This is a genomic window from Clostridium oceanicum, assembly GCF_039521385.1.
Lineage (GTDB): Bacteria > Bacillota > Clostridia > Clostridiales > Clostridiaceae > Clostridium_F > Clostridium_F oceanicum.
The window spans coordinates 311,667-317,965 of record NZ_BAAACG010000003.1; the positions used below are offsets into that span (position 1 = coordinate 311,667).

General features: G+C 32.6%; 13 protein-coding genes. All 13 read right to left on the reverse strand.

Annotated features, from left to right (window positions below):
* Positions 1-7: 7 nt before the first annotated feature.
* Positions 8-376, reverse strand: a complete 369-nt coding sequence (rplN, locus tag ABDZ71_RS03165; RefSeq protein WP_343758779.1) for a 50S ribosomal protein L14 — start codon at positions 374-376, stop codon at positions 8-10.
* A 33-nt stretch (positions 377-409) separates the two neighbouring features.
* Positions 410-664, reverse strand: a complete 255-nt coding sequence (rpsQ, locus tag ABDZ71_RS03170; protein WP_343758780.1) for a 30S ribosomal protein S17 — start codon at positions 662-664, stop codon at positions 410-412.
* A 23-nt stretch (positions 665-687) separates the two neighbouring features.
* Positions 688-900 (reverse strand): 50S ribosomal protein L29, encoded by a 213-nt coding sequence (gene rpmC, locus ABDZ71_RS03175; RefSeq protein WP_343758782.1) that lies wholly within the window; start codon positions 898-900, stop codon positions 688-690.
* On the reverse strand, positions 890-1,333 hold the full coding sequence (gene rplP, locus ABDZ71_RS03180) for a 50S ribosomal protein L16 (RefSeq protein ID WP_343758784.1): 444 nt from the start codon (positions 1,331-1,333) through the stop codon (positions 890-892). Before rplP ends, rpmC begins: the two co-directional genes overlap by 11 nt.
* 18 nt (positions 1,334-1,351) lie before the next feature.
* Complete coding sequence (gene rpsC, locus ABDZ71_RS03185; RefSeq protein WP_343758786.1) at positions 1,352-2,023, reverse strand: 30S ribosomal protein S3; 672 nt, start codon at positions 2,021-2,023, stop codon at positions 1,352-1,354.
* Between the two features lie 17 nt (positions 2,024-2,040).
* Positions 2,041-2,376 carry a 50S ribosomal protein L22 gene (rplV, locus tag ABDZ71_RS03190; protein ID WP_343758809.1) on the reverse strand — a complete coding sequence of 112 codons (336 nt, stop codon included), beginning with the start codon at positions 2,374-2,376 and terminating at the stop codon, positions 2,041-2,043.
* Positions 2,377-2,397: 21 nt separating this feature from the next.
* A complete protein-coding gene (gene rpsS / locus ABDZ71_RS03195; protein WP_343758788.1) occupies positions 2,398-2,685 on the reverse strand; it encodes a 30S ribosomal protein S19 in 288 nt (95 codons plus the stop codon).
* A 72-nt stretch (positions 2,686-2,757) separates the two neighbouring features.
* Positions 2,758-3,591: a 50S ribosomal protein L2 gene (gene rplB / locus ABDZ71_RS03200; protein ID WP_343758790.1), complete on the reverse strand. Its 834-nt coding sequence runs from the start codon at positions 3,589-3,591 to the stop codon at positions 2,758-2,760.
* A 55-nt stretch (positions 3,592-3,646) separates the two neighbouring features.
* Positions 3,647-3,940: a 50S ribosomal protein L23 gene (gene rplW, locus ABDZ71_RS03205; protein WP_343758792.1), complete on the reverse strand. Its 294-nt coding sequence runs from the start codon at positions 3,938-3,940 to the stop codon at positions 3,647-3,649.
* Entirely contained in the window at positions 3,940-4,560 is a 621-nt protein-coding gene (gene rplD, locus ABDZ71_RS03210; protein WP_343758794.1) for a 50S ribosomal protein L4, read from the reverse strand. Before rplD ends, rplW begins: the two co-directional genes overlap by 1 nt.
* A gap of 24 nt (positions 4,561-4,584) precedes the next feature.
* On the reverse strand, positions 4,585-5,214 hold the full coding sequence (rplC, locus tag ABDZ71_RS03215; RefSeq protein WP_343758796.1) for a 50S ribosomal protein L3: 630 nt from the start codon (positions 5,212-5,214) through the stop codon (positions 4,585-4,587).
* 84 nt (positions 5,215-5,298) lie between these two features.
* Positions 5,299-5,607, reverse strand: coding sequence for a 30S ribosomal protein S10 (gene rpsJ / locus ABDZ71_RS03220; protein ID WP_343758797.1), 309 nt, complete (start codon positions 5,605-5,607; stop codon positions 5,299-5,301).
* A 438-nt stretch (positions 5,608-6,045) separates the two neighbouring features.
* Positions 6,046-6,299, reverse strand: a 254-nt coding sequence (locus ABDZ71_RS03225; RefSeq protein ID WP_486187742.1) for an EF-Tu C-terminal domain-related protein, incomplete at its 5' end; no start/stop codon positions are given.

Consider the following 6,299-nt stretch of genomic DNA (forward strand, 5'->3'; position numbering starts at 1 on the left):
TATACTATTATAAAACTTCAGGTGCTAATGATAATATTTTATTGAACTCTTTATCTCTTAGCTCCCTTGCAACTGGTCCAAAAATACGAGTTCCTTTTGGTTGTTTATCATCTTTTATTATAACAGCAGCATTCTCATCAAATCTTATGTAAGAACCATCTGCTCTTCTTAATCCTTTAACTGATCTTACTATAACAGCTCTAACAACTTCACCTTTTTTAACAACACCGCCTGGTGTTGCACTTTTAACGCTAGCAACTATTACATCACCGATGTTACCCCATTTTCTATGGGAACCACCTAAAACTCTTATACACATAACTTCCTTTGCTCCGGAATTATCCGCAACCTTTAATCTAGTTTGTTGCTGAATCATTAAAATACCCTCCTTTCAGCTTTGTAGTAAATACTATTTAGCCTTTTCAACTATTTCAACAAGTCTCCATCTTTTATCTTTTGATAATGGTCTAGTTTCCATTATAGATACTCTATCATTAATATTAGCTTCATTTTTTTCATCATGAGCTTTGAATTTAGTAGTCTTGTTAATTGTTTTTCCATACAATGGATGACGTACTTTAGTTTCAACTGCAACTACTACTGTCTTATCCATTTTATTTGAAATTACTTTACCAATTCTTGTCTTTCTATGCGCTCTTTCCACAGGATTTTACCTCCCTTCAAAATTTACTGCTGATAAGATTTAATTTCTTCTTCTCTAATAATAGTCTTCACTTGAGCTATAGACTTTTTTACTTCTCTAATTCTCATTGGATTTTCTAATTGTCCAGTAGCTAATTGGAATCTTAAGTTAAATAATTCAGACTTTAAATCCTTTAATTTTGTTTGTAATTCTTGTGGGGTGCTATTTCTTAGTTCTTGTAAATCTCTAGCTTTCATTTACTTCACCACCCATTTCTTCAAAATCTCTTCTTCTTACGAACTTAGTTTTAACTGGTAATTTATGTGAAGCAAGTCTCATAGCTTCTCTTGCTACCTCTTCACTAACTCCTGAAATTTCGAATAATACTCTTCCTGGTTTTACTACTGCTACCCAGTATTCTGGTGATCCTTTACCTGAACCCATACGAGTTTCAGCTGGTTTTTCAGTTACTGGTTTATCAGGGAAGATTTTTATCCAAACTTTTCCTCCTCTTTTAACATATCTGTTAATAGCTATTCTGGCAGCTTCTATTTGGTTGTTAGTAATCCATGCACATTCTGTAGATTGTATACCAAATTCACCATATGCTAGAAAATTACCTCTAGTCGCTTTTCCTTTCATTCTGCCGCGATGTACTTTACGACGTTTAACTCTCTTAGGCATTAACATAGTATTTTTCCTCCTTTCCTACGCGTTAGCTTCTTCCTTTTCCTGTCTATTCTTTCTAGTTGGAAGAACTTCTCCTTTATATATCCAAACTTTTACACCTATTTTTCCATAAGTAGTATCTGCTTCAGCAAAACCATAATCAATATCAGCTCTTAAAGTTTGTAGTGGAATTGTTCCTTCATGATATTCTTCTGCTCTTGCTATTTCTGCACCACCAAGTCTTCCTGAACAAGATGTTTTTATACCTTTAACACCTGTTTTCATAGATCTTTGGATTGATTGTTTCATAGCTCTTCTAAAAGATATTCTCTTTTCAAGTTGTTGAGCTATATTTTCTGCAACTAATTGTGCATTAGTTTCTGCTCTTTTAACTTCTACTATATTTATTAGTATATTGTTTTTAGAAACAATATTTTTTAGAGCAGCTTTTAATTCCTCAATACCTTTACCGCCTTTTCCTATAACCATTCCTGGCTTAGCAGTATGTATGTTTAATTTAATTCTTTTAGCAGCTCTTTCTATTTGTATTCTAGCGATTCCTGCTGCGTAACATTTATTTTTAATAAATTTTCTTATTTTATGATCTTCTACTAAATTATCAGAAAAGTTTTTCTTTCCTGCATACCATTTTGCATCCCATTCTTTAATTACGCCTACTCTTAAGCCATGTGGGTGTACTTTCTGTCCCATCTAATTCCCTCCTCTTCTTAAATTCTTTCTTTAACAACTAAAGTAAGGTGACTTGTTCTTTTTCTTATTCTAAATGCTCTACCTTGAGCATGTGGTTGATATCTCTTTAATGTTGGACCTTCACCAACATAAGTTTCTGATATAACTAAAGAATTAACATCTAAATTTAAATTATTTTCTGCATTCGCTACTGCTGATTTTAAAGCTTTATAAACTACTTGAGCAGCATCTCTTGGAGTATATTTTAATATAGCAAACGCTTCATTAACATTTTTTCCTCTTACTAGATTAAGAACAACCCCAATTTTTCTTGGAGACATTCTTACGTATCTAACTATAGCCTTAGCTTCCATCAAACGTTACCTCCTTCCGGCTTATCTTTTTAAACCAGTTGATTTTTCTGTTTTATCTGCATGCCCTCTGTATGTTCTAGTAAAAACGAACTCTCCTAATTTATGGCCTACCATATCTTCAGATATATATACAGGAACATGTTTTCTTCCATCATGAACAGCAATTGTATGACCAATCATTTGTGGGAATATAGTTGAACTTCTTGACCAAGTTTTAACAACTTTTTTTTCTCCACTTTTATTCATTTCATTTACTCTTTTTAGTAATACCTCTTGTATAAATGGTCCTTTTTTAACTGATCTACTCATTAAATTTTTGCCTCCCTTCACACAATCATATTGTATTAGCAATTTGAAGAGAATAACATTATTCTCTCCAAATTACTTAGTGTTTCTCTTCTTAACAATAAATCTATCAGAGTATTTTTTATTCTTTCTAGTTTTGTATCCAAGTGCTGGTTTACCCCATGGTGTTACTGGTCCTGGACGACCTACTGGAGCCTTACCTTCACCACCACCGTGTGGATGGTCATTAGGGTTCATAACTGATCCTCTAACTGTTGGTCTAACACCTAAATGTCTCTTTCTTCCTGCTTTACCTATATTTATGATTTCATTAGTTGTATTAGAAACCACTCCTATAGTAGCTCTACAGTTTATTCTTACATATCTAACTTCTCCGCTTGGAAGTCTTACTTGAGAGTAATCTCCTTCTTTAGCCATAAGTTGTGCTGAACTACCTGCAGATCTTACAAGTTGAGCTCCTTTACCTGTTGCTAATTCTATATTATGAATTATTGTACCTACAGGTATATTTTTTATAGGTAGGCAGTTTCCTACTTTTATATCTGAATCTGGTCCAGATACTATAGTATCTCCTACTTTTAATCCTACAGGAGCAATTATATATCTTTTTTCTCCATCAGCATAAGTTACAAGCGCTATGTATGCTGTTCTGTTTGGATCATATTCTATAGTTGAAACTTTAGCTGGAATACCATCTTTGTTTCTTTTAAAATCTATAATTCTATATTTTCTTTTAGCACCGCCACCAATATGACGAACTGTTATTTTACCTTGTGCATTTCTTCCACCAGTTTTCTTTAATGAAACAAGAAGTGACTTCTCAGGTACGTTTGTAGTAATTTCTTCAAATGTACTCATTGTCATTTCTCTTCTTGATGGAGTAATCGGTCTAAATCCCTTAACAGCCATTTTATACCCTCCTTCTTTAGCTTATCTGGCCTCTCGCCAATAACTGCTTTACTTATTATAGTCCTTCAAAGAATTCTATTGTTTTACTATCTTCTGTTAGTTTAACAATTGCTTTTTTATAGTCAGATCTTTTTCCTATATGAACTCCAACTCTTTTAGTCTTTCCTTGAATTCTAGCAGTTTTAACTTCTGCAACTTTAACTTCAAAAATTGACTCAATAGCTCTTTTTATTTGTGATTTATTAGAATGTATATCCACTAAAAAGGTGTATTTTTTGTCTCCCATAGAAGCCATTGATTTTTCTGTTATAAGGGGTCTTCTTATAATATCATAGTTAGTTAGCTTCATTATGCATACACCTCCTCAACTTTGGACACAGCATCCTTAGTCATAATAAGTTTTTCATATTTTAAAATATCATATACATTAATATTGTTTGCTGGTATTACTGAAACACCTTCTATGTTTCTTGTTGACTTATAAACATTTGAATTTGATTCTCCAGTAATTATTAATGTTTTCTTAGCTTCAACAGCCTTAAGCATTTTAACTATTTCTTTAGTTTTTGGAGCTTCTAATTTTATATCATCAATAACTACCATTTGGTTGTCATTAACTTTTGAAGTAAGTGCTGATTTCATAGCAACTCTTCTCATTGATTTTGGTATTGAAACTCTGTAATCTCTTGGCTTTGGAGCAAATACTACTCCACCGTGTATCCATTGAGGAGCTCTTATTGAACCTTGTCTTGCTCTACCAGTTCCTTTCTGTCTCCAAGGCTTTATTCCGCCTCCTGAAACTTCAGATCTTGTTTTTGCTGACTGAGTTCCTTGTCTTTTATTTGCTAATAAAGCTTTAACTACTTGATGCATAGCATATGTATTAACTTCTACTCCAAATACACTTTCTGCTAATTGTAAATCTCCTATTTTTTCTCCCATTTGGTTAAATAAATCTATCTTAGGCATTCTGTATCCTCCTTTCTACAAAAATTATGCTTTAACTGAATTTCTTATTTGTACTAAACCTTTATTTGGACCTGGTACTCCACCTTTTATTAGTAAAACATTTTTTTCTGGCATTACTTTTACTACTTCAAGGTTTAAAACAGTTGTTTTAACATTTCCCATGTGTCCTGGCATTCTCTTATTTTTGAATGTTCTTGATGGATCTGATGCAGCCCCCATTGAACCTGGTGCTCTATGGAATTTTGAACCATGAGTTTTAGGTCCTGTATGTTGGTTCCATCTTTTTATAGTACCTTGGAATCCCTTACCTTTAGAAATTCCTTGTACATCAACTTTTTCTCCTTCTGCAAAAACATCAACTTTAATTTCACTACCTATTTCGTAATCAGCACAGTTTTCAAATTTAAATTCTCTTACGAATTTTTTTAATGAAACACCTGCTTTTTCAAAATGACCTTTTACAGGTTTATTAGCTAATTTTTCTCTCATATCTTCAAACGCTACTTGAACAGCGTCATATCCATCGCTTTCTACAGTTTTCTTTTGAATAACTGCACATGGACCTGCTTCTATAACAGTTACTGGTACAACTTTTCCTTCTTCTGTGAATATTTGAGTCATACCAAGTTTTCTACCTAATATTGCTTTTTTCATTTTTGCACCTCCTCAACATATTAGCGGATCATACCTATGTACGATCATAACAGTTAGTAATAGTTACACATCTATTACACTATATTATAGTTTTATTTCTATATCTACACCTGCTGGTAAGTCTAATCTCATTAAAGAATCAACAGTTTTTGGTGATGGACTTATAATGTCTATTAGTCTTTTGTGAGTTCTTATTTCAAACTGCTCTCTTGAATCTTTATATTTATGTGGGGCTCTTAAGATTGTTACAACATCCTTTTCTGTTGGTAGTGGTACTGGACCTGCAACTTTAGCTCCTGATGATTTAGCAGTTTCAACGATTTTTAAAGCTGATTGATCTAATATACTATGATCGAAAGCTTTTAATCTTATTCTTATTTTTTGTTTTGCCATTTTATTCCCTCCTTTTCTGGTACGTTTCACTTATTACGTACAACAGCGGTATCATTCTATAAACTGTTCCGGGTGTTCCGTATTTAACCTCACACCTAACTACTTAATAAAATAACCGTCGCCTGGTTCAATGACCATGACATACTCAATCAAGAATTTCCCGTAAGTTCGGCAACCTCTTGTATCATCGCTGTTATTACATTACAACTTCTATAGTATACACTATTTCAAGTCTTTTGACAAGTATTTATAATAACAAAATTTCTTTATTAAATTCTTAACTAAAAGCCATAAATTAATCATAAAAATAATAATTTTATATTATAATTTGAAGTTAAAATTAAATAACAGCATTATCAAAAATAAAAGGAAAGAGAAAACTCTTTCCTTTTTAATAGTTGCAACTATTAAATATTCTAATTAATTACTGTCTAACTACTATTCAGTTATAGTAGTAACAACACCTGATCCAACTGTTCTTCCGCCTTCTCTTATAGCGAATCTTAAGTTTTCGTGCATTGCTACTGGGTTTATTAATTCAACTGCCATGTCTATGTGATCTCCTGGCATTACCATTTCTACTCCTTCTGGTAATTCGATTGATCCTGTAACATCTGTTGTTCTGAAGTAAAATTGTGGTCTATATCCGTTGAAGAATGGTGTATGTCTTCCGCCTTCTTCTTTCTTTAATA